The sequence below is a fragment of the Lacimicrobium alkaliphilum genome, assembly GCF_002591895.1.
Classification (GTDB): Bacteria; Pseudomonadota; Gammaproteobacteria; order Enterobacterales; family Alteromonadaceae; genus Lacimicrobium; species Lacimicrobium alkaliphilum.
On sequence record NZ_NISX01000019.1, the window covers coordinates 75,462 to 95,154 of the forward strand.

Here is a 19,693-nt window from a genome sequence, read left to right on the forward strand (position 1 = left end):
CAGTACCCATTTAACTTTTAATACGGAGAAAAACATGGCTTGGAATGAGCCTGGCGGCAACAATAACGACCCCTGGAAAAATCGCGGTGGCCGCGATCAGGGTCCACCGGATCTGGACGAGGTGTTTAAGAAGTTCTTCGACAAGCTCGGTTTTGGCGGCGGCAAAAAACCGTCCGGCAAGGGCTTCGGTGGCATAGGTGCAGGATTGATTGCCGGTATATTGGTCGTCATCTGGTTTATCAGTGGCTTCTACACCGTAAAAGAAGCGGAAAGAGGCGTGGTACTCCGGTTTGGTGAATTCAGTCACTTTGTCGAGCCTGGCCTGCGCTGGAAGCCCACTTTTGTGGACTCGGTGGAAACCGTGAATGTTCGTTCTATCCGCACTATGCCCTCTTCAGGCTTTATGCTCACTGAAGATGAAAACGTGGTCCGGGTGGATATGGAAATCCAGTACCGGGTGATAGAACCCTTTAAGTACACCTTCGCCGTGGACGATCCCGATGGCAGTCTGCGTCATGCACTGGACAGTGCTATTCGCTATGTGGTTGGCCATTCGCGCATGGATGATGTTCTCACCCGTGGCCGAGAACAAACCCGTCAGCGTGTTTTTGAAGAGCTCACCGGCATTGTCACGCCCTATGATATGGGTATTGATGTGCTGGAAGTGAACTTTAAGGATGCCCGCCCGCCGGAAGAAGTCAAAGCCTCTTTCGATGATGCCATTGCCGCTCAGGAGGATGAACAACGCTTTATCCGCGAAGCCGAAGCCTATGCCCGTGAGATTGAGCCCACCGCCAGAGGCCGGGTAAATCGTATGGGTCAGGAGGCAGAAGCCTATAAACAACAGGTGATCCTCAAGGCCCGTGGTGAAGTGGCACGTTTCGAAGAACTGTTGCCTCAGTACGCCGCCGCGCCGCAAGTGACCCGTCAACGCCTGTATCTTGAAGCACTGGAAGAGATTTACAGCAAAACCAGCAAGGTTATGGTCGACACCGATGGCACCGGCAATATGATGTACCTGCCACTGGATAAGATCCTCGAACGTCAGGGCGTATCAGGGGGGCTGCCTCTGGTACCGAGCAATGCACTTGAGGGGGTAAGGGGTACAACCCAAAGCAACCAGAGTGGTAACAGCTCACAAAATTCAGGCCGTACCAGCAGCAGATTCAGCGACGGGAGAAATTAAGATATGAAGAACTTTAGTATTGCCCTGATTGTCGTGCTGGTCATTCTTGGATTCAGTTCCCTGTTTGTGGTGGAAGAAGGCTATCGCGGCATCGTCATTCAATTCGGTAAAGTACGCCGTGACGAACAAACCGGCGACACCGCAGTGTATGAGCCAGGTCTGCATTTCAAACTGCCCTTTATTGACTCAGTGAAAATGCTTAATGCCAGGCTGCTGACGCTGGATGATGGCGCCAATCGCTTTGTTACCGCTGAGAAAAAAGATTTGATCGTCGATTCTTATGTGAAATGGCGCATTAAAGACTTTGCACGTTTCTACCTCGCTACGGGCGGCTTCAGAGATCAGGCCGAAGCCCTGCTCAGGCAGAAAGTCAATAACGGTCTGCGCAGTGAATTCGGTAACCGCACCATCGCCGAGATTGTCTCCGGAGAACGTGCAGAGCTGATGAGTCAGGCGATGACTCAGTCCGCAGAAAGTGCCGAGGAACTGGGTATTGATATTATTGATGTACGGGTCAAGCAGATTAACCTGCCCACCGAAATCAGTAACTCAATTTTCCAGCGTATGCGTGCAGAACGTGCCGCCGTGGCCAAAGAGCACCGCTCTGAAGGTCAGGAGCAGGCGGAAATCATTCGCGCCGATATTGATGCCAGGGTCACCGTCATGCTGGCCGATGCAGAGCGTAACGCCCGGCAGGTTCGTGGTGAAGGGGATGCAGAAGCGGCAGGTATTTACGCAGATGCATTTGGTAAAGATGCCGAATTCTATAGCTTCCTGCGCAGTATGCAGGCCTACAGAACCAGCTTTAACAGCAAGCAGGATCTGTTGATCCTGGAGCCTGACAGTGACTTCTTTAAATATATGAAGAACACTGGCGGGGAAAGACAGGACTGATAAGCTCTGTACTTGTAAGAAGGCCCTGCGGGGCCTTTTTTGTATAAGGAAAAAACATGTATCAACATCTGTACCGCCGCTTTCTCGAGGCCAACGCCGGCAAGCAACATTTTGCCTGCCACAGCCATCATTACTGGCCCGATGTCACCCGCGATGCAATGCTCAGATACTGGGATGATTCGGCACGCCTGGTGGATGATAAATGGGAATATCTCTTTTCTGAGAGGATTCCGGCGGTACAGCAAAAAATTGCCAGAGTTCTTAACACCGAAGCCCCACAGCAACTGGTTTTTGCCCCCAATACCCATGAGTTACTGTACCGTATACTGAGCTGTCTGGATTGGTGCAAACCTGTGCGTGTGCTGACGACCGACAGTGAATTTCATAGCTTTAACCGCCAGATTCACAGACTGAACGAACGGGCAACATTACAGTTAACCACCGTTCCCACTTTGCCTTTTAAGGACTTCGAGCAGCGCTTCGCTGATGCCATACAATCCGAACAGCCTGATCTGATTTTTGTCAGTCAGGTCTTTTTTAACTCAGGACTGGCAGTACAGGATCTTACTCATCTGGTGAAGCTGGCCCCCCCAGACTGCATCTTTGTTATCGATGGCTACCATGGCTTTATGGCGCTGCCTACCTACTTATCCGCCATAGCCGATCGGGTGTTTTATCTGGCTGGCAGTTATAAGTATGCTCAGGGTGGTGAGGGCTGCTGCTTTATGCATGTTCCCACTGGCTGTGATCTGCGCCCCGAGTATACCGGTTGGTTCGCAGAATTTGGTGAACTGGATAAACCCAAAGACGGGCAGGTTGATTACAGTAAGGACGGTATGCGTTTTGCTGGCTCTACAATGGATTTCAGTGGGCTTTACCGTCTGGAAGCCGCATTGGATTTATTGACGACAGAAAAGCTGGAGGTCAGCGCGATACACCGTTATGTCCAGGATCTGCAACAGTCATTTTTGCAACAATTAGACAAGGTCAGTCACCCCTACCTGAATCGGGGCAATCTGTTAATGGCACACTCTGTTCATCATGGCCACTTTCTGACATTTCAGTTGCCATCCACGGATACGGTACAAAGCCTGAATACAGCATTAAAGGAGCACGGCATTATCACAGATGCCAGAGGTGATCGCCTGCGCTTTGGCTTTGCCCTGTACCAGAATGCTGAAGAATTTGATTTATCCGCTTTGGAGCACATTCATGTCTGATGCAATCTGGCTGGCCCTTGCCATGGTATTAATTATTGAAGGTATCGGCCCGATGCTGTTTCCGAATAAATGGCAACAGTATATTCAGCAGCTTGCAGCACAGCCGCCGTCGCAGCTTCGCACCATGGGCGGCATTATGGTGATCATCGGCGCGGTCACGCTGTTCTATCTTTTTTAATACTTGGTGCTCTTCGAATCCTTCATGGTTAAAACTAAAAGACAGAAATAACCACAGAGTCACAGAGAACACAGAGGTATTAACGGTTTAATCCCTTTACTTCTCTGTGTTCTCTGTGACTCTGTGACTCTGTGGTGAAGATTGCTTTTTTCGTGCCTTACTGATCAAAACTAATTAGTTCAATCCTGACCCGGATATGAATTAGAAAGTTTTGCTCTGGTAAAACAGATGATTCCTGCGGAGTAAATTGGTAGAATCCCCGCCTAATTTTCTGACCACTTTTTAATCCATGGCAAAAAATGTTGTAGTGCTCGGCACCCAGTGGGGTGATGAGGGTAAAGGTAAGGTTGTTGATCTGCTGACCGATAAGGCCAAGTTTGTTGTCCGCTATCAGGGCGGTCACAATGCCGGTCATACTCTGGTCATCAAGGGTGAAAAGACAGTATTACACCTTATTCCATCGGGTATCCTGCGCGATAACGTTACCTGTGTGATCGGCAACGGGGTTGTCCTCAGCCCGGACGCGCTGATGACGGAAATGAAAATGCTCGAAGATCGTGGCGTACCGGTAAAAGAACGCCTGGTGATCAGCGAAGCCTGCCCGTTAATTCTGCCTTATCATATTGCTCTGGATCTGGCCCGTGAAAAGGCCCGCGGTAACAATCCTATCGGTACTACAGGCCGTGGCATAGGCCCTGCCTATGAAGATAAAGTGGCGCGCCGTGGTCTGCGGGTGGGTGATTTAGCCTGCCGTGAAACCTTTGCTCAGCGCCTAAAAGAAATCGTCGAATACCATAATTTTGCCCTGACCCAATATTACAAGGTCGAGCCGGTGGATTATCAGCAGGTGCTGGATGACGCGCTGAAAGTGGCAGACATTATTCAGTCTATGGTTGCCGACGTACCCGATATGCTGGACAAAGCCCGGCTGCGTGGCGATGCCATCATGTTTGAGGGTGCCCAGGGCACATTGCTGGATATCGACCATGGTACCTACCCCTATGTAACCTCTTCCAATACCACAGTCGGTGGAGTTGCCACAGGGGCTGGTTTCGGACCACTTAATCTGGATTATGTTCTGGGTATTATTAAAGCCTACACCACCCGTGTGGGCTCCGGCCCCTTCCCCACTGAACTGGATTGTGAAACAGGCCAGCATCTGGGTGTAAAAGGCCATGAATTTGGTGCCACTACCGGGCGTAAACGCCGCACCGGGTGGTTGGATGCGGTAGCAATGAAGCGGGCGGTGCAGATCAACAGTATCAGTGGTTTTTGTCTGACCAAGCTGGATGTTCTGGATGGCTTGGAAACACTGAAGATCTGTGTCGGTTACCGGGATCAACAGGGTAAGGTTCAGGACGTGCCGCCAATGGCTGCCGATGGCTATGATAAGGTCACGCCAGTGTACGAGGAAATGCCTGGCTGGAGTGAAGAAACCTACGGCGCCACCAGCCTTGATGCGCTGCCGCAGGCGGCCAGAGACTATATTAAACGAATTGAAGAGATCACCGGCGTACCGGTAGATATCATCTCCACCGGCCCCGATCGGGACGAGACCATTATTCTGCGTCATCCATACGACGTCTGAGTATAAAAAGAGCCGCGTTAAACGCGGCTTTTTTGTACCTTCTGTTACTGATTTGCATAGAGCTCGCGCTGTTTCACTAACAGATGCGCTTTCTCCAGGGAATAGGCCGCGATCAGCGTTTCATCTATTTCACCACGCTCCAGCATCTGTCTGACTTGCTGCACTGACAGTTCATTGCCGTGAAATGGAGCTGGCGCCACCTGCGGACTTTGCTGCCAGAAGCTGATTAAGTCACGCATGGGTTTATGCAGCGTAACCTGATGGTATTTCTCACCCACCAGACTGGTATTCAGACGGCGACTGAAATACCTGCCGTCACCGACATTTTTGTCACTCAACCGCTGCGTCCTCAATGTATAACTGGTCAGATACTTAAGAAATTGCTGCGTATCTTTACTCAATTCCCCCTGAGCATGGCGGGTCAGAATATGATTCTTGCTAACAGCAACATGCTCCGCCAGTTTCTGCATATCGGTAAGCAGGGCTGCCAGGGTCTCATGGCTGACTGGCCGCTCTTTGTCCAGATGGCCAATGTCAACCAGAATGGCCTGCCAACGCTGCATAGCCCGTTCGGCGTCTGCCGGGCTCTGTTGCAGTCCCATGTTTCTGAGCGTATCCACCGCCGCTGCATCAACACCAGCATTCTGCTGAGCCGAAGGTGAATGGGGACTCCTGTTATCTGCCTGAGCCGCAGTGCCCAGAGAGAGAGTGATAACAAACAGACTGCAAATTAAACCTGATTTTCTGTCCAGTAAGCTTTTCATGATCTTTCCTTAATAGAGTTTGTACAGCAAGTGGTCTTCACTTACTGATACAAGCGTCATCTAGCTGGAAAAACCGACAAAAAATTTTCACTTTGTTTAATCTTCGATCAACAAACTCTGTAATGCCTGCCTGTAGGGCTGAGCGCTATCTGAGGAGTCTTGCTTTTGATAATAATCAATAAACTCCCGCAAAGTAGCAGCTAAAGGAGCGGTGTTGAGGTTCTGATGAATCTCAGTCAGTGCCACCGCACGCTGTAGGTAACTATCAGCCTGTTGTGATTCTGATCTGTGTAAATGGACCCTCGCCAGTCCGGACAAAGTGGGGAGCAGATCCGGGTGGCTGTCACTCAGCTTTTCCTCCGTGGCCGATAAAATCCTTAAGTACAGTTGTCCGGCCTGGTCGCTTTGCGCCATCGCCTCAAGTAATTCGGCTTGTTGCTGCGCAACCCGCAAAGTATCAGGGTGCCCGAACCCCAGTTGCCGCTGTTTGCTCTCCATGGCTTCGCCCACCAGTGGCATGGCTTCCTGATAACGACCTAACTGGCGCAACAATCTGGCCAGTTTCATCTTCGTTTGTAGTGTTTCTATATGCTCTTCACCCAGTTTCTGAATGCGCAGGTCCAGTGTCTGACGAAACAGGGTTTCAGACTCATCGAACCTTGCCAACCCCCGGTAGGTATCCGCCAGATTGTGCATTGAGCGCAAGGTTTCCGGATGATACGGACCGAGTATCTGGCTGGCCAGGTCGATATGCCTGTTGATAACGGGTGCGGCCTGCTGGTACTGCCCACTGCTTTCAAGTACCGACCCCAGATGACTGATGCATCTGATCGTATCGGGATGATGCTCACCCCTTACTTCAGTCATCCCTTCAATACACAGACGGTAATATTTTTCAGCCTTGGCGTACTCTCCCATCCAGTGATAGGTGATACCAAGCTGATTAACAGAGGCCTGAGTGTCCGGATGCATTTCTCCCAGTATTTCGCGCCTGTCCGCCAGTATCGACTCGAACATTTGCGCCGCTTTCGCAAACTCTCCCTTCATCTGCAAACCTGAAGCAATATTGCTTCTCATACCCAGGGTAATCGCTGAATTTTCACCGTGTAACTTACGGCTTAACCCGAGGGCTCGAAGATTTATCTCATGCCGGCTGTCGTGCCGGAATTGCATAGCCATCATCCGGCTGACTTCCTGCAATAAACTCAGATATTCCTTATTGTCATTCAGCTGATGACCTTCCATCAGCTTTAACGCTCTGTCCAGGTGTGTCTGTGCGGAGGCTATATCTCCCAGTGACAAGTAAATACGCCCTACTGTCTTATGGATGATGCTCTCAACCAGGGGATTAGACTTAGTATCCGGACTTTCCTGGTCAGCGATGCTCTCAGAGGCCTGATCCAGAATCTGCTTTACTGTTATTTCCTGCCCCTGAGCCCGCTCAGGAGAGATTTCCTCGAACATTTCACGGATAAATCCAAGTACGGCTTCGGCCCGATCGCGCTGTGCCATCACCTGCTGATTCTTGCTCAGAATGGTTTGCATAAATCCAGTCAGCGACAGCAACAAAATAACTGAGAGCGTGGCACTGATACTGTTTCGGCGTAAGAATTTTGAGAATACATACCAGGCGCTCGCTGAATAGGCAGAAACGGGCCTGATACCAACAAAATCGTCAATATCCTGTATCAAGGCGGCCACGCTGGGGTAGCGCTGCTCAGGGCTTTTTTGCAACGCTTTGAGTACGATACTGTCCAGTTCTTTGCGAATAAATCGCCTGTGTCTATACGACGACTTACCGTTGATACGCCCATTTTCCATTACCGAAGCACTTGGAATCGATGGTGCAAGAGTGAGAATCGCCTGGCGATAAGCCGCCACATCATTTTCATCAGCCGCATAAGGCTGTGACCCTGTCATCAGCTCAAATAGAATCACCCCCAGCGCATACACATCGGTCGCCGTTGTTATCGGCCCTCCCTCAATCTGCTCCGGGCTGGAATAACGCAGCGTATACATCTGCTGGTCTTGTGGATTTGCCCCTGTAGCCTGCTGCTCTTCCACCTCGCTAAGCAACCTGGAAATACCAAAATCCAGCAGTTTTGGCTCACCTTCACTATCTACCAGAATATTCGACATTTTCAGATCGCAGTGTACTATCAGTTGCTGATGGGCGTAATTGACCGCCACGCAGATTTTTCGGAACAAACGAAGCCGCTGCGACAGTGACAGACCCTTATGCTCACAATACTGGTGCAATGGCTTGCCATCGATATACTCCATCACCAGGTAAGGCAGCCCTTCTTCGGTGGAGCCACCATCGATCAGTCTGGCGATATTGGCATGCTCAAGATTAGCCAGATTCTGCCGCTCTTGTTTAAACCGCTGTGACGAAAACCCGGTAGAAAATGCCTTGCGCATCAGTTTGATGGCAACCCGCTTTTGATATTGATCATCGGCTCTTTCTGCCTGGTAAACCACCCCCATACCGCCCCGGTCAATAAAACGGGTTAATTTGTATGGGCCTAACTGTTTACCTTGCAGACGCTGGTCATTACGAAGCAGATCTTCAGCCACCACACTGACAATCTCATTCAGATCTGTATTGAGCTCTGCATGTTCAAGTAACCCCATGACTTCTTCATATAATTCGGGGGCATCGGCGCAGTGTTTTTTTACAAATGCCTTACGTTGTGACGGGGGTAAAGAGAGTGCATCATGGAATAACGCATCCATTCTGGCCCAACTGGTATCCATTGATATTTCCTCCCAACACAGCTAATACAAACGTTTAAAACGATAGTAAACTGTTTTGCTAATCTCTGATAACTGTATATATTCTTATATCAGCATTACTGCAAACCTGTTTAAAACAGCGAAAACATAAGTATTCTCAGACAATGAAAAGCAAAGCAGAAATCACACGTCTACTGAAATCCTGGCAACAGGGCGATGAAGAGGCGCGCAATGAATTGACTGAAAGGGTTTATGCAGAGCTGCACCGCATGGCCATGCGAAAAATGGCGCAGGAGCAACCTAACCATACACTGCAAGCCACTGCGCTGGTTAATGAAGCGTTTTTGCGTTTATTTAACGCCGAGGTGGACTACAAAGATCGGGCGCACTTTTTCTGTCTGGCCGGGCGCATGCTCAGGCGTATATTAGTAGACCATGCCCGAAGTGCGGGCAGAAATAAGCGCGGCATGGGCGCCGAACATATTACCCTGCATGAATCACAGGTGCTGGGCCAGAATGCCAATCCGGAACTGCTGGATCTGGATCAGGCCCTGATCAGCCTGTCACTCAAAGACAGCCGCAAAGCGGAAGTGGTTGAATTGCAGTTCTTCGCCGGATTAAACGCAGACGAAATTGCAGATGTACTCTCTGTGTCGACTAAAACCGTGGAACGGGATGGTAAGTTTGCCAAAGCCTGGCTGCATAAAACCCTGACAGAAAACAGAATGGCGGTCTGATAAATAAAAGTGGGGTCAGAGTAAACTTTTAGATGCTCTTTTTATTGAGAAGCTCAGCCTGGCTGAAGAAAAGTTTACTCTGACCCCACTTTTTCCCTCAGACTCGCTCGATTACCGTCGCAATCCCCTGGCCTAAACCAATACACATGGTGGCCAGTCCCACAGACTTGTCTTCCGACTCCATCAGGTTCAACAACGTGGTGGTAATACGGGCACCGGAACAGCCCAGTGGGTGTCCCAGAGCAATGGCACCACCATTGAGGTTTACTTTCTCGTCGTACTGCTCCAGCCAGCCAAGCTGCTTGAGACAAGACAGAGCCTGAGCCGCAAAGGCTTCGTTAAACTCGGCGATGTCAATGTCGTCCATGGTCATGCCTGCCGCCTTAAGGGCTTTTTGCGTAGCCGGCACCGGGCCATAGCCCATGATTGCGGCGTCACAACCAGCTACACCCATGGCGCGTATTTTTGCTCTGGGTGTCAGACCCAGCGCTTTGGCCTTGTCTGCTGACATCACCAACATGGCTGAAGCCCCGTCAGAGATCGCAGATGCTGTTCCTGCGGTCACCGTGCCATTTACCGGGTCAAACACCGGACGCAACCCCCCCAGGGTCTCCACTGTCGTTTCCGGACGAATCACTTCATCGTTATCCACTAAGGTCAGTGCACCGTCAGCATCATGGCCTTCAACAGGCGAAATCTCACTGGCCCATCGGCCTTCGAGCATCGCCTTGTGGGCCCGTTGATGTGAACGGGCGCCGAATTCATCCTGCATCTCACGGGTGATGCCATTCTGACGCCCCAGCAATTCGGCGGTCATGCCCATATTGCCAGAGGCTTTGGCGGTGTATTTGGCTAGGCCCGGATGAAAATCCAGATTGAAGGTCATGGGGACATGCCCCATATGTTCAACACCACCGATCAGGTAAACATCACCCTTGCCGGCCATAATGCCGCAACTTGCATCATGCAGGGCCTGCATCGAAGAGCCACACAACCGGTTGACCGTTGCTGCAGGAACGCTGCGGGGAATCCCCGTTAATAACTGCGCGTTACGGGCAATATTAAAACCCTGCTCTTTGGTCTGCTGTACACAGCCCCAGATAATGTCATCAATTTCTGCCGGATCCAGCCCGCTATTGCGCTCAAGCAACTGAGTCATCAAATGAGCGGACAGGGTTTCAGCGCGTACATTACGGAAAACACCCCCTTTTGAGCGCCCCATTGGTGTACGTATACAATCCACTATTACCACGTCTTTCATGATTCCTCCGATACTCAAGCGAAATAGGATTTGCCGGATGCGGCCATCTCGCGCAATCCGTCGGTTATCTGATAGATAGGGCCAAGATCCGCTAACTTATCAGCCATGGCTACAAAGTTTTCCAGCCCCACAGTTTCCATATAGCGGAACACACCTCCTCTGAAGGGTGGGAACCCAAGACCATAGATCAGTGCCATGTCGGCTTCAGCAGCGCTGGCTACGATACCTTCCTCGAGACAACGTACAGCCTCATTAGCCATCGGCACCATTAACCTGGCGATGATCTCATCGGTTTCGAACTCTTTGTGCTCAGCGCCAATCAGCTCATACGCTTCGGCTGCCGGGGTTTTAGTGGGCTTACCACGCTTGTCGGTGCCGAAGTTGTAGAAGCCCTTGCCATTTTTCTGGCCCAGACGGTCGGCCTGATACAAACTCTTCACAGGATCATTACTGATACGCTGCATCCGCTCAGGGATGCCATCTGCCATCACTCCGGCCGCATGATCTGCGGTATCCAGGCCCACTACATCAATCAGATAGGCCGGGCCCATGGGCCAGCCAAAGACCTTTTCCATCACCTTGTCCACTGCGACGAAATCGGCTCCATCCAGCAGCAGCTGACTGAAACCGGCAAAATAGGGGAACAATACGCGATTGACCAGGAACCCGGGGCAGTCATTGACCACAATCGGGGTCTTACCCATTTTCAGGGCATAGGCTACAACGGCGGCAATGGTGTCATCAGAAGTTTTCTCACCGCGGATAATCTCCACCAGTGGCATACGGTGCACCGGGTTAAAGAAATGCATGCCACAGAAACGCTCAGGGTGCTGCAGGTTCGCAGCCAGAGAATTAATAGAGATGGTGGACGTATTGGAACACAAAATGGCGTCTTTACTGACGGTTTGCTCCGTCTCCTGCAATACCGAAGCTTTCACCTTTGGATTCTCGACAACCGCTTCAATAATAATATCAGCATCCTTAAGGGTGCTGTATTCCAGCGTCGGCACTATATTGTTGAGGGTGGAAGACAGGGTTTTAGCATTGACCTTACCCCGCTCCATGCCCTTGTTAAGGATCTTGGAAGCCTCGTCCAACCCTAACTGCAGTGCATCCTGGCGAATATCTTTCATCACCGTCGGCGTGCCCTTGACCGCTGACTGATAAGCAATGCCGCCGCCCATGATACCGGCACCCAAAACGGCTGCCTGCTTCACGTCTTTACTGGCAGATTTAGCCATTTTCTTACCTTTACCTTTGACCAGTTGGTCAGCGGTAAAAATACCGATTTGCGCCGTCGCTGCATCGGTTTTGGCCAGCTTCACAAAGCCTTCGTTTTCCAGCTTCAGAGCGTCATCACGCCCCATCGTTGCGGCTTTAGCTACGGTGTCCACCATCATATGGGGCGCAGGATAATGCTTACCCGCCTGTGCCGCTACCATGGCCTTAGCGGTAGAGAAACTCATCATCGATTCATTGGCATTCAGGGATAAGGGTGAGGTTTTCTGCTTACGACGTGTCTTCCAGTCAATTTTCCCTTCTATCGCCTGATTGAGCATACGTAATGCTCCCTCGCGCAATTTCTCGGGAGCCACAACGGCATCTACAGCGCCATCGGCCAGCGCCTGTTCAGGCTTTTTATCTCTGCCGGTGGTCATCCACTCCAGTGCATTATCGGCACCGATGAGTCTCGGCAAACGTACCGTTCCGCCAAAGCCCGGCATCAGGCCCAGTTTGACTTCAGGTAAGCCAATACGTGCGGTGGTATCTGCAATGCGCAGGTCACAGGCCAGGGTCATTTCGCAACCACCGCCCAGTGCGAAACCGTTCACGGCGGCGACGCTGGGGAAAGGCAGATCTTCAAAACGGTCGAATACCTGAGAGGTTTTAGCAACCCAGCTCAGCACCTCTTCATCAGGCAGGGCAAAGAGCTGATTAAATTCGGTGATATCGGCACCCACAATAAAAGCGCCTTTATTGGAGCGAACCAGCGCGCCTTTTACATCGCTATTGCTTTCCAGCGCTGCACAGAGTTCATCCAGCTCCGTCACTGTATGTTGATCAAACTTATTCACCGAACCGGCAGCATCAAATACTACCTCGGCGATACCGTCCTCAAGCAAGGTGGCAGTCAGGCTTTTGCCTTGATATATCATTGTTTTCTCCTATGGCCATCACATGGATGTGCCATGCCTTTTCTCGGCAAGGCGGTTGCAGGGTGTGTGCAATTCTTGTTGATGCAGGATTAAATTTCAACAAAAATTCAAACAATTGTTTAAATTTCTTTCGAAAGCATTGTTTACACTGAATGCGTATGGGAGTGATCAGTCATTGGTGGAAAAACATACTTGATAATCTCTGTCATTGGTTTACATTGATTAACCCGCTCGGAGAGGTGCTATGTTTAACTCCAGAATACTGATTGTTCTTTTTTCTCTTTGTTTTATCCCTTTAGTGCAGGCGACACAGGACAGTTATGTTCAGCAAAGAGAACTGTTTCTCGAAGCTGAAAAATGGAGCCATTATCCCAATAGTGAGACGTACAGAAAACTCGCCAGTCAGCTGGAGGATTATCCCCTTTATCCCTACCTGCACCAGAACGCGTTATTAGCCGATTTACGATTGGGTAACGAAGCCGAAATTGCGCAGTTTTTAGGTGAGCATACCAATACACCACTGGATGGCGAACTACGGGAAAAATGGCTCTATTACCTCAGTAAACGCGGTGATGGAGCAAGGTTTATCCAATATTATCAGGACCTCGGCAATACTGAACTACAGTGCCTGAATGCCAAATATCACCTGGCCCGCAACAAGCCGCAGGGGCTTGCGCTGGTTTCAGAGCTCTGGCTGGCTGGCAAGTCTCAACCCAAGGCCTGCGATGCTGTATTCAAAGCCTGGACCGAGGCCGGCCATCGCAGTGAGTGGATGGTATGGCAGCGTCTGGTGCTGGCAGCCAATGGTGGCGACCATACCCTTATCCCCTATCTGAAGTCTTTGCTCGATAAAAAGCAGCAATATCTGGCAGACCTTTGGTATAAAGCCCGGCGTAACCCGGCCATGGTCAGCCGGCTGTCTGCTTTTCCGGGCAAGTTCCCGGAAAAAGAACAACAGATTATCAGCTATGGCTTAAAACGTATGGCGTGGCGTGATCACGCCCTGGCGCTGAAAACCTGGCACGACGCCCAGAAGCGTTTTAACTTTAATGCAGGTGAACAACAAGAAATTGCAGAACGCTTTGCCATAGCACTGGCTGTAGACAATCACCCTCAGGCTGGTTTCTGGCTGGAAAAAGCCAATCAGGGCCAGAATAATGAAGCGATATTCCGCTGGCATCTGACCCACACCCTGCGCCAGCAAAACTGGCAAAAAGTGATAGATGTGATTGAACATTCGCCGCAGATGCTTGAATCCGACTATTCGAGTCGTTATTGGCTGGGGCGCAGTTATGAAAGCCTGAATGCACCCGTTCAGGCACAACGTGAGTACGATAAACTGTCTTCAGTACGCCATTATTATGGTTTCCTCGCCAGTGGCAAACTGGCGCGTCCTGCTCAATTAGCGGATACTCCGCTGGAACTCGATGCATCTCTGCTCGATCAGGTGGCAGACCTGCCAGCCGCGAAAAGAGCGAAAGAATTTTTAGCTCTGGAGCGTTATGTTTCGGCGCGGCGTGAATGGATTAAACTGCAACCCAGACTGACCCACGAACAGGGATTAGCCGCTGCGGTACTGGCGGATCGCTGGGGCTGGCATGATCAGGCGATATTTGCGCTGTCTCGCCTCGGTTATCTGGATGATGTTAAACGCCGGTTCCCGCTCGCTTATGATGCCCAGATGCAGCAAAGTGCCAACAAGAATGCCGTTGATCCGGCCTGGGCTTTCGCCATTGCCCGGCGTGAAAGCTCCTTTATGAGAGATGCCAATTCAGGTGCCGGTGCCAAAGGCCTGATGCAACTGATGCCAGGCACGGCGCAGTATCTGGCGAAGAAAAAAGTATCAGCCAGCGCGCTGTTTGACGCAGGGCAAAATGTTGAATTTGGCACCCGCTATATGCGCTACCTGCTGGATAAGATGCACGACAACCCTGTTCTTGCTACTGCCGCCTATAATGCCGGCTGGAGCCGCGTAAATCAGTGGCTACCCGAAGAAGAAGTTCCTGCTGATCTTTGGGTGGAAACCATCCCTTACAAAGAGACCCGCAATTATGTGAAAGCGGTGATGGCCTATCAGCAAATCTATAAACAGCGGCTGGGCCAGCAACAGAATCTGTTTGAGCAGCTCACCGATATGCGTATTTCTTCAAGGATGGCCGCTAAATAAACCCACAGGTTTGCAGCGAACAACCTATTCCACAGGCATTTCAGCGGGTTGGGGATTAGTAGAATGTGCCTGCTTGTGCTAGTGTATCGGCAATTTTTCAATGTCGGATTAAGTACACTATGCAGCAACTCGCATCTCTTTATCCCCAGCATATTGCCGAACTTCAGTCTCGTACTCATGAAGCCCTGCAACGGGAAGGCATTGAGGGGCTGATCATTCACTCCGGCCAGGCCAAGCGAAAATTCCTTGATGACATGGACTACCCATTTGCGGTAAACCCACAGTTTAAGGCCTGGCTGCCGGTTCTGGATAATCCCAACTGCTGGTTAATTGTCAACGGCGTGGATAAACCCCGGCTGATCTTCTACAGACCAAAAGATTTCTGGCATAAAGTACCACCGGAACCGCAGGACTTCTGGGCCGAACATTTTGATATCACCCTGCTGGCCAAAGCCGATCAGGTAGAAAAACATCTCCCTTACGATAAACACCGTTTTGCTTATATTGGTGAATACATCGAGGTGGCCCGCGCCCTGGGCTTTGAGCTGGTGAACCCCGATCGTGTGATGCATTACCTGCATTATCACCGCGGCTACAAAACAGATTATGAACTGGCCTGCCTGCGCCAGGCTAATAAACTTGCCGTTACCGGCCATCGTGCCGCTAAACAGGCGTTTATGCAGGGTGCCAGCGAATTTGATATCAATCAGGCCTATCTCAGTGCCGTACGCCAGGGTATTAACGAAGTGCCCTATGGCAATATCGTCGCTCTGAATGAGAACTCTGCCATTCTGCATAATATGACCGTTGAAACCGAGTGCCCTGAACAGCATCGTTCTTTTCTGATTGATGCCGGCGCTCACTTTCATGGCTACGCCGCGGATATTACCCGCACCTACGCGTTTGAAAATAATCAATTTGCCGAGTTAATTCAGGCAATGGACGACGTGACGCTGAAGCTGGTCGATATGCTTAAGCCTGGTATTCCCTATCCCGAATTACATATCAGTGCCCATCAGCATGTGGCGGAACTGCTGAATCGTTTCGGTGTGGTGAATCTGAACGCGGCAGACATTGTCGAACAGGGCATAACCCGCACCTTCTTTCCCCATGGCATTGGCCATCACCTGGGTTTGCAAGTGCATGATATGGGCGGCCTTATGGCTGATGATCGCGGTACACCTGCGCCACCACCGCCGGAGCACCCCTTTTTACGGGCCACCCGTGATGTAGAGGCCAGGCAGGTATTTACCGTGGAACCGGGGCTGTATTTTATCGACAGCCTGCTGGCCGATCTGAAAGGTTCTGAGCAGTCCAAATATATCAACTGGGACAAAGTCGACAGCTTCCGCCCCTATGGCGGCATCCGCATTGAAGACAATGTGATTGTACATCGTGATAAAAACGAGAATATGACCCGCGATCTGGGTCTCAACTAACTATAGGTCCAGTGGTGTTGTTATGCTCGAAAACACGCGGTAAATCCGTCCCTGGACGCTCCGCCACAGCATCCATACTGTGGAGGGTTTTCAGTCATAACAACACCATCCGTATGAAATTGCCGCATAATTCGGAACAATTATTCAGGCATTTTTTATGTGTTCAGGTACTACAACAACAAACAGGAATCTAAAACTGTGAAAGCAAAACTCGCATTGATTGCCACGGCACTGCTCACCAGCACCGCCGCTTTGGCTATAACACCCTCTGAGCACGCGTTGACGCTTGCCAAAGACACGATCATTGTTGATGGCCATATTGATGTGCCCTATCGGATTAATGACCAATGGGAAGATGTAAGCAAAGCCACCGACGGTGGAGACTTTGATTACCCGAGAGCCGTAAAAGGCGGGCTGAATGCGCCCTTTATGTCGATCTATATTCCAGCCAGCTACGAGGCCTCAGGTGGCAGTGTGCTGTTAGCCAACAAGCTGATCGACAGCATGGAAGCCCTGGTGGGCCGGGCACCGGATAAATTTGCTTTGGCACACAGTGTGGCCGATGTAGAAAAAGCCTTTGCTGAGGGCAAAATTGCGTTACCGATGGGAATGGAGAATGGCACCCCGATTGAGGGCAGCCTGGATAATCTGCGTCACTTTTATGAGCGCGGTATACGCTATATTACCCTGGCCCACTCACAGGCGAACCATATCTCTGACTCATCTTATGATCTGAGACGCAAGTGGAACGGACTGAGTGATTTCGGCAAGAAGCTGGTAGTGGAAATGAACAACATCGGCATCATGGTGGATATTTCCCATGTATCTGATGATGCCTTTTATCAGGCTGTGGAAATTTCCAAAGCACCCATGATTGCTTCTCACTCGTCCATTCGCCAGTTTACCCCGGGCTTTGAACGTAATATGAATGACGACATGATCAAAAAGCTGGCGGAAAACGGCGGCGTGATCATGATCAATTTCGGTTCAAGCTTTGTCTCTAAGCAGGCCCGGCAGTGGAATGATCAGTTCAGTAATAAAATGGAAGAAAAGGACCTGAGCTGGTCTGATCCAAATGCCGAATCGTTCAGCAAGCAATACCGTCAGAACAACCCCTACCCCTATGCCTCACTGAAGCTGGTGCTGGACCATATCGACCATGTGAGAGATCTGGTGGGTATTGAGCATATCGGTATCGGCTCTGACTATGACGGTGTGGGTGACTCTTTGCCACAAAACCTCAAAGATGTGTCCACTTACCCTAACCTGGTACAAGGGCTTCTGGACCGGGGATATTCTGATGCAGACATCCGTAAGATCCTGTCTGGCAATCTGTTAAGAGTGTGGCGCGAAGTAGAAGCTTACGCGGCAACGCACTGATACTTCAGAAATAAGAAAAATAAAGGATTTCAGCGCCTACAGGTGCTGAAATCCTGTTTAAGAATTAGTTTCCTGCCAGATCCTGAGTTTCGTAATACAAGGGTTTCATTGACCCACAGGTGCTTAACCTGTTAATCAGAAAGGCTTCACGGGGCACCGCCTGACCCACATCAAACTGCCTGACACAGCCGATATTCTCAAACACTAATATCAGGTGATCATAGCTGGGTATGCCCTGAATCTGATGCACCAGCATGCGCCCGCCGCGATCCAGCTCAACTTCGTCATAAACCTGCAGGGTTGAAGGCTCAGACTGTGGCTCAATCATGCGAAAATATTTTTGCTCCAGAAAGGTCACTTCCATCTGTTCATATTGCAGAGCGCCGCCCCGTTCAAAGTGGCCCATATACACATCAACCTTAGCCGTCAGCTTTTCACCCTGCATTAACCGCTGCAGGTTAAAGGTCTCGGGCTTGATGGTAACCAGGTCGGCGTCTTTGGCCAGAAAAAACAAAAACGGATCACCGGGAGATATTTTATAAATAATCTGCGCATCATGGGGTTTCATGTGCATTGGCATATGGGAAGCGTATAACCCTGACTCATGGGTAAAAACCAGCATGCCATGAACGCCTTCGTAAGCCGGATCCAGATCGGCGTGTGTCAGGGCACTGAACAAAAACATAAAACAATACAGCCAACCTTTTACCTTCATACTCCAGCCTCGCCGATTGAGAACGTAATGATACAACTGTTCTTACTATGAACCTCAAAGCCTTTCGCCACAACCCTGGTGCCCAATACCTGCTGCATAAGCGGGCTAAGATCTGATGTTTTTCATCATCTTAGTGGCTGAGGTAACCCTGTGTAAGCTTTAGGCTACCCATCCCTTTGGCATCCGCAGCCCGGCAATGTTAGGATCCTCCGTCATTTTAACGCCGTCTGCTGCTTTGCTCAGATGAAAAGACGGATATCACTTAAGGATCCTTAATGTCTAAAACTTACACCAGCGTTGAAGCCCAGGCCAGTTACGGTATTGGTCTGCAAATGGGCGAACAGCTCGCCGGCAACCCTTTTGAAGGGCTGGATATTTCCGCCGTGCAGGATGGCCTGGCCACTGCTTTTAACAGAGAGCCAAGCGCTGTCACCAATGATGAGCTCAAAGCAGCGTTTGGCGAAATTCATCAGCGCATGCAGGCCGCCAAAGCCGAACAGGCCAAAGAAGCCTCAGCGGCCGGCGAAGCCTTTCTGGCTGAAAATGCCAAGCGTGACAGCGTGACAGTTACCGAGTCTGGCCTGCAATATGAAGTGATCAATGAAGGTGAAGGTGACTCTCCGGGCGCCGAGGCCACTGTGCGTACCCACTATCACGGTACCCTGATTGATGGCTCAATGTTTGACAGCTCTTACGAGCGCGGTGAGCCTGCAGAATTCCCGGTGGGTGGCGTAATCAAAGGCTGGACCGAAGCACTGCAAATGATGAAGCCCGGTGCCAAGTGGAAGCTCTATGTTCCTCATCAGCTGGCCTATGGCGAGCAAGGTGCCGGTGGCGCAATTGCACCTTACAGCACCCTGGTATTTGATATTGAGCTGTTAGAAGTGGTTGGCTGATAAACGGCTGTATTAATAGCGTTTCAGCGAGTCATTAAAAAAGCCCGTTGAGGATGTCCTCAACGGGCTTTTTTTTGTTTACATGCTTCTGCAACGAAAAGCTGTATTCGCGGTTAAGGCGACAAAGCCGCCTGAATACCAACCGAACGACATAATGGGTCACTTAGCGAGCGCGAAAATGTTATCTGGCAAGGCATGGCTCTGAAGGTCTGGTGGGTCTAAATCGAAGAGCCATAACACCGCCAGAGGGCATTTTAGCGTCGCCCGCAGGGAGCGGCCAGAAGGGCTTATCTCTGTGTTGTCGCTTCTTGACGTAGAACCACTATGCCTGTGAAGCGACGCCTTGAACTAGGCCCTTCTGACTCGCTCTAAGTCC

General features: G+C 50.6%; 15 protein-coding genes. 10 read left to right on the forward strand and 5 right to left on the reverse strand.

All coding sequences use genetic code 11. From position 1 onward, the window contains the following. Positions 1 to 34 precede the first annotated feature (34 nt). The 5 genes from hflK to CDA54_RS16250 all read left to right on the forward strand — a co-directional run bounded on the left by hflK (position 35) and on the right by CDA54_RS16250 (position 5,066). A complete protein-coding gene (hflK, locus tag CDA54_RS16230; RefSeq protein WP_099036090.1) occupies positions 35 to 1,186 on the forward strand; it encodes an FtsH protease activity modulator HflK in 1,152 nt (383 codons plus the stop codon). A gap of 3 nt (positions 1,187 to 1,189) precedes the next feature. After that, positions 1,190 to 2,080 carry a protease modulator HflC gene (gene hflC / locus CDA54_RS16235; protein WP_099036091.1) on the forward strand — a complete coding sequence of 297 codons (891 nt, stop codon included), beginning with the start codon at positions 1,190 to 1,192 and terminating at the stop codon, positions 2,078 to 2,080. Positions 2,081 to 2,136: 56 nt separating this feature from the next. Then, positions 2,137 to 3,300: an aminotransferase class V-fold PLP-dependent enzyme gene (locus tag CDA54_RS16240; protein ID WP_099036092.1), complete on the forward strand. Its 1,164-nt coding sequence runs from the start codon at positions 2,137 to 2,139 to the stop codon at positions 3,298 to 3,300. After that, positions 3,293 to 3,478, forward strand: a complete 186-nt coding sequence (locus tag CDA54_RS16245; RefSeq protein ID WP_180237255.1) for a DUF2065 domain-containing protein — start codon at positions 3,293 to 3,295, stop codon at positions 3,476 to 3,478. The genes CDA54_RS16240 and CDA54_RS16245 overlap by 8 nt, the downstream gene beginning before the upstream one ends. A gap of 289 nt (positions 3,479 to 3,767) precedes the next feature. Continuing rightward, positions 3,768 to 5,066 carry an adenylosuccinate synthase gene (locus tag CDA54_RS16250; protein ID WP_099036093.1) on the forward strand — a complete coding sequence of 433 codons (1,299 nt, stop codon included), beginning with the start codon at positions 3,768 to 3,770 and terminating at the stop codon, positions 5,064 to 5,066. 44 nt (positions 5,067 to 5,110) lie between these two features. Here CDA54_RS16250 and CDA54_RS16255 read toward each other — a convergent pair whose 3' ends face one another. Together CDA54_RS16255 and CDA54_RS16260 are read right to left on the reverse strand one after the other, a co-directional pair. After that, complete coding sequence (locus tag CDA54_RS16255) at positions 5,111 to 5,830, reverse strand: hypothetical protein (RefSeq protein ID WP_099036094.1); 720 nt, start codon at positions 5,828 to 5,830, stop codon at positions 5,111 to 5,113. 96 nt (positions 5,831 to 5,926) lie between these two features. After that, entirely contained in the window at positions 5,927 to 8,587 is a 2,661-nt protein-coding gene (locus CDA54_RS16260) for a serine/threonine-protein kinase (protein WP_099036095.1), read from the reverse strand. Positions 8,588 to 8,730: 143 nt separating this feature from the next. Here CDA54_RS16260 and CDA54_RS16265 point away from each other — a divergent pair, with 143 nt between their 5' ends. Beyond that, on the forward strand, positions 8,731 to 9,303 hold the full coding sequence (locus CDA54_RS16265) for a sigma-70 family RNA polymerase sigma factor (RefSeq protein ID WP_099036096.1): 573 nt from the start codon (positions 8,731 to 8,733) through the stop codon (positions 9,301 to 9,303). Between the two features lie 97 nt (positions 9,304 to 9,400). Here the strand turns inward: CDA54_RS16265 and fadA are convergent, their stop codons facing one another. Both fadA and fadB read right to left on the reverse strand, forming a co-directional pair. After that, positions 9,401 to 10,564 (reverse strand): acetyl-CoA C-acyltransferase FadA, encoded by a 1,164-nt coding sequence (gene fadA / locus CDA54_RS16270; protein WP_099036097.1) that lies wholly within the window; start codon positions 10,562 to 10,564, stop codon positions 9,401 to 9,403. Between the two features lie 14 nt (positions 10,565 to 10,578). After that, positions 10,579 to 12,720: a fatty acid oxidation complex subunit alpha FadB gene (gene fadB / locus CDA54_RS16275; protein ID WP_099036098.1), complete on the reverse strand. Its 2,142-nt coding sequence runs from the start codon at positions 12,718 to 12,720 to the stop codon at positions 10,579 to 10,581. Positions 12,721 to 12,964: 244 nt separating this feature from the next. On the opposite strand from fadB, the gene CDA54_RS16280 reads away from it, so the two are divergent. The 3 genes from CDA54_RS16280 (at position 12,965) to CDA54_RS16290 (ending at position 17,706) form a co-directional block, all read left to right on the forward strand. Then, positions 12,965 to 14,887 carry a lytic transglycosylase domain-containing protein gene (locus CDA54_RS16280; RefSeq protein WP_099036099.1) on the forward strand — a complete coding sequence of 641 codons (1,923 nt, stop codon included), beginning with the start codon at positions 12,965 to 12,967 and terminating at the stop codon, positions 14,885 to 14,887. A 119-nt stretch (positions 14,888 to 15,006) separates the two neighbouring features. Continuing rightward, complete coding sequence (pepQ, locus tag CDA54_RS16285) at positions 15,007 to 16,326, forward strand: Xaa-Pro dipeptidase (RefSeq protein WP_099036100.1); 1,320 nt, start codon at positions 15,007 to 15,009, stop codon at positions 16,324 to 16,326. 216 nt (positions 16,327 to 16,542) lie between these two features. Beyond that, the gene (locus CDA54_RS16290) at positions 16,543 to 17,706 is read left to right on the forward strand and encodes a dipeptidase (protein WP_373286109.1); all 1,164 of its coding nucleotides are present in this window, start codon (positions 16,543 to 16,545) and stop codon (positions 17,704 to 17,706) included. Positions 17,707 to 17,770: 64 nt separating this feature from the next. On the opposite strand, the gene CDA54_RS16295 is transcribed toward CDA54_RS16290, so the two are convergent. Beyond that, complete coding sequence (locus CDA54_RS16295) at positions 17,771 to 18,421, reverse strand: hypothetical protein (protein ID WP_099036101.1); 651 nt, start codon at positions 18,419 to 18,421, stop codon at positions 17,771 to 17,773. A 275-nt stretch (positions 18,422 to 18,696) separates the two neighbouring features. Here CDA54_RS16295 and bamJ point away from each other — a divergent pair, with 275 nt between their 5' ends. Next, complete coding sequence (bamJ, locus tag CDA54_RS16300) at positions 18,697 to 19,317, forward strand: BamJ family beta-barrel-assembly machinery protein (protein ID WP_099036102.1); 621 nt, start codon at positions 18,697 to 18,699, stop codon at positions 19,315 to 19,317. Positions 19,318 to 19,693 lie beyond the last annotated feature (376 nt).

Excerpts from the sequence above, each read along its gene's own strand:
- fadA (WP_099036097.1), bottom strand. The coding sequence starts at position 10,564 with ATGAAAGACGTGGTAATAGTGGATTGTATACGTACACCAATGGGGCGC.
- CDA54_RS16255 (WP_099036094.1), bottom strand. The coding sequence starts at position 5,830 with ATGAAAAGCTTACTGGACAGAAAATCAGGTTTAATTTGCAGTCTGTTT.
- hflC (WP_099036091.1), top strand. The coding sequence starts at position 1,190 with ATGAAGAACTTTAGTATTGCCCTGATTGTCGTGCTGGTCATTCTTGGA.
- CDA54_RS16245 (WP_180237255.1), top strand. The coding sequence starts at position 3,293 with ATGTCTGATGCAATCTGGCTGGCCCTTGCCATGGTATTAATTATTGAA.
- CDA54_RS16240 (WP_099036092.1), top strand. The coding sequence starts at position 2,137 with ATGTATCAACATCTGTACCGCCGCTTTCTCGAGGCCAACGCCGGCAAG.
- CDA54_RS16295 (WP_099036101.1), bottom strand. The coding sequence starts at position 18,421 with ATGAAGGTAAAAGGTTGGCTGTATTGTTTTATGTTTTTGTTCAGTGCC.
- CDA54_RS16250 (WP_099036093.1), top strand. The coding sequence starts at position 3,768 with ATGGCAAAAAATGTTGTAGTGCTCGGCACCCAGTGGGGTGATGAGGGT.
- CDA54_RS16260 (WP_099036095.1), bottom strand. The coding sequence starts at position 8,587 with ATGGATACCAGTTGGGCCAGAATGGATGCGTTATTCCATGATGCACTC.
- pepQ (WP_099036100.1), top strand. The coding sequence starts at position 15,007 with ATGCAGCAACTCGCATCTCTTTATCCCCAGCATATTGCCGAACTTCAG.
- bamJ (WP_099036102.1), top strand. The coding sequence starts at position 18,697 with ATGTCTAAAACTTACACCAGCGTTGAAGCCCAGGCCAGTTACGGTATT.
- fadB (WP_099036098.1), bottom strand. The coding sequence starts at position 12,720 with ATGATATATCAAGGCAAAAGCCTGACTGCCACCTTGCTTGAGGACGGT.
- CDA54_RS16280 (WP_099036099.1), top strand. The coding sequence starts at position 12,965 with ATGTTTAACTCCAGAATACTGATTGTTCTTTTTTCTCTTTGTTTTATC.
- CDA54_RS16265 (WP_099036096.1), top strand. The coding sequence starts at position 8,731 with ATGAAAAGCAAAGCAGAAATCACACGTCTACTGAAATCCTGGCAACAG.
- hflK (WP_099036090.1), top strand. The coding sequence starts at position 35 with ATGGCTTGGAATGAGCCTGGCGGCAACAATAACGACCCCTGGAAAAAT.